Below are 2,936 nucleotides of genomic sequence, written 5' to 3' on the forward strand. Positions count from 1 at the left end.
TCATAGGATCGAGCGAAGGTGAGTCATGAAGGATCGGGGTCAGGCTGCCGGCTCGCGTTTCTGTTCGTCAGGCTCCGACTCCTGTTCTTTCTCAGTCTCACGAATCTTTGCGATCTCCAGTTCCGTGATCATTCGGACGATGGAATGCCGAAGCTCTACCACCGCATTGTCATGGGGGGAAAGACCTAGCTTCTGCTCTACCCGCGCGAGAGTAGAGCGGAGGATTTCTATGAGACCTGGAGCTAAGGACGCCACTTCAACGCGTTAGATGGTGGGGAACGCCAATAAGCTGTCTCACCTCGTTGGATATCCGCGAATTCTGCTAAACGCCTTGCTGACATATGTTTAGCGAGATCAATCGAAGAGCATCCTGAGGGATCTCAATGTGTGGCTATTGGCAAGCTAATTGCTCAACCATACATAGACCGCGTTGATAAATCACAGAAAATGCGCGGCGTAAGACGAAAGGAAGTTCTTTTGGCACGAACTTTTTACTCGCTTCTCCCGCCAAAAGACGGAGGTGTTATGTCCGATCAGCATGTCTCTGTCGTTTTCGTCGTGGATGATGAACAGGTTATCTCCGAGTCGCTTGCTATCATTCTTCGTCGTGAAGGATATGATGCGTCATACTTTACGAACCCATTGGAAGCTCTGGAGCGTATGAAAATATCGCCCCCCGACCTCCTCATCAGTGATGTCATGATGCCCGAGATCTCAGGCATTGAACTTGCGATCCAGGTGGCAAAGATATATCCCCGCTGTAAAATTCTTCTCTTCTCTGGACAGGCAGCAACGAGCGATCTCATGAATGACGCCCGCGCACAGGGCTACTCTTTTCAATTGCTGACAAAACCTGTCCATCCAAGGCAACTTCTGGAGGAGATTGCCACCCTGCAATGATGGTGTTCCTGACATTCAGCAGAGGTTGCTCGATTAATATGCTATGAACGAAGGTCATCGTTTGCTATAGAGGAGCGAATCGGAGTTGGCCATGCTGATTTCGTGATCGTTCGGATATGCAGCATCCACGTTGCCGGGATGGATCAGCCGATGCTTTACGAAGGTTGCGGCTGGTACCTCCCGTCCGTGGATCATATCCATGGCCAACTGAATCACGGCCTCCCCATACTTTTCTGGAAAATAGCCGACAGAGCCGATGAGCCGCGAGCGCGGACGCCGCATCTCTCGTCGTGCCTCAATGCTGGCGTTGTGTCCCACCGCCAGGCAGTCCTGTGAGCGGCCACTCTCTTCCAGTGCCTGCAGCGCACCGAGACAACTCGGATCGTTCAGGCCCGCCAGCAGTATCTTTTTGGCGCGGCTTCGCCTCAGGTGTTTCCTCATGGCTGCGAGGCTTCCCTCGAAGCGGCCGTTCCCGTCGAGAAAGACTGCTTTCTCCTCTGGAAACCGTGGAAGAATCTCGCGCAGGCCGGCGAGAGTTGCGGTCATTCTCGACCGAGGCAGCGGTCCGGCAACGGGCAGCTCCATCAATACGACCTCGTCGACAATGCCTTGCCATTGCTGCAGACATGCCTTGCCCAAAGCGCGCCCACTCAGAATGCCGGCCCTGTAGTTGTCTGCTCCATAGTAGGTAGCGCCGGGATGCGGCACCTCGATGGCAATCATAGGGATCCCTGCTTCGAGAATCTTCGCGGCTACGAGTGAGGCGCTCTGATGATTCGTCTGGAACTCGATCACGAGGTCCAGATGCTCCCGTACAAAGGTATCCGCGTTGCGCAGCGCTGCCTTCGGTGAATAGTGATTGTCCAGCACCAGAAGCTCGATCCCTGCGTGGTAAGCGCTGCTTCGAATGCTGTCACAAACCAGCCGGGAAAACGAAAACTCCTCTGTCTGTGACGCATAGCCGATACGAGGCTTCTTGATGCCTGCGAGGACGACAGGGCGATAGCTGTTTTTGGAGATACGCTCGATCATGCCGCACCCAACCAGCGTTGACAGCAGACGGTAAGCGCTTGGCCTTGGGAGAGACGTATTCCTGCAGACGGCGTCGAGGCTTACGTCTCCCGACGATTGTTGAAGGTATTTCAGGATCTCGCAGGCGCGTATAACCGACTGCACAGCGCCGTTACGCGTGGTGGGCTCACGTTTTGAGGGCATTGGAGATTCTTCCGCAGTGCAAAATATCATGCTGCGAAAGGAAACCGCCAGTGCGAGGTTTTGTTTTAGAAAATCAGTGAGAATCTGGCAATTCCGAGTCTTGAAGATTTCGCAGTGTGAAATTTATCCCACGCCGGACTTTCCTTTGGAGAGTAGGCAATTCGCGTGGCTAGGATGTTCGCCATTCTCAGGTCTACCGCATGTCCATGCCTGAGTCCGGAGGCGAACATGTTTCAGAAAGATCAGCTTTGCTACAAGATCTTCAGGCCATGGAGACACGTAGGCTTCGTACGGCAGTGCAGGATGGTTGGTTGTTTTTCCGTATGTCTTCTGTTGCTGGTGTTGCCGTGCGTTGCTCAGTCGACAACAGGTGACATCATCGCGTCGGTCGCGGACCCATCCAGTGCGATGGTCCCCGATGCCAGCCTTGTGCTTACCCAGTTAGAGACGGGCCAGCAGACGGTCCTGAAGACCGATGCGAACGGGCTCGCTGTCTTCAGCTCGTTGAGGCCCGGCAATTACAAGCTGGTCGCCAGCCGCGATGGCTTCCGCCGGGCAGAGCTGAACGGCATCACGGTTGTGATTGGGCAGCGCACCAATCTGGAAGTCCACATGCAAGTCGGCGACAACACTGAGTCCGTCACCGTTTCGGCGAGCCAGGCTGCAATGCTCAATTCAGAGAGCGCTGCTGTTGGACAGGTCATCAATCAGAACAGCATTCAGACATTGCCGCTGAATGGCCGCAACTTCGTGCAGCTCACGCAGCTCACCACCGGAGCGGCACCGATAGGCAATGGCAATTCACCTGCCACCACATGGAC

Annotated in this window: 3 protein-coding genes; 2 read left to right on the forward strand and 1 reads right to left on the reverse strand. The window is 54.6% G+C overall.

What is annotated here, in order from left to right:
- The first annotated feature begins 387 nt into the window (after positions 1 to 387).
- Complete coding sequence (locus AB4043_RS20810) at positions 388 to 900, forward strand: response regulator (protein ID WP_442300023.1); 513 nt, start codon at positions 388 to 390, stop codon at positions 898 to 900.
- Positions 901 to 954: 54 nt separating this feature from the next.
- On the opposite strand, the gene AB4043_RS20815 is transcribed toward AB4043_RS20810, so the two are convergent.
- The gene (locus AB4043_RS20815; protein WP_442300022.1) at positions 955 to 2,115 is read right to left on the reverse strand and encodes a substrate-binding domain-containing protein; all 1,161 of its coding nucleotides are present in this window, start codon (positions 2,113 to 2,115) and stop codon (positions 955 to 957) included.
- Positions 2,116 to 2,418: 303 nt separating this feature from the next.
- Between AB4043_RS20815 and AB4043_RS20820 the strand changes: the two genes are divergently transcribed.
- On the forward strand, positions 2,419 to 2,936 hold a 518-nt coding region (locus tag AB4043_RS20820; protein WP_442307964.1), incomplete at its 3' end, for a carboxypeptidase-like regulatory domain-containing protein.

The organism is Terriglobus sp. YAF25 (genome assembly GCF_052113305.1).
Lineage (GTDB): Bacteria > Acidobacteriota > Terriglobia > Terriglobales > Acidobacteriaceae > Terriglobus.

What these genes read in the sequence shown, in the direction of transcription:
- AB4043_RS20815 (WP_442300022.1), bottom strand. Translation starts at nt 2,115, where the DNA reads ATGCCCTCAAAACGTGAGCCCACCACGCGTAACGGCGCTGTGCAGTCG.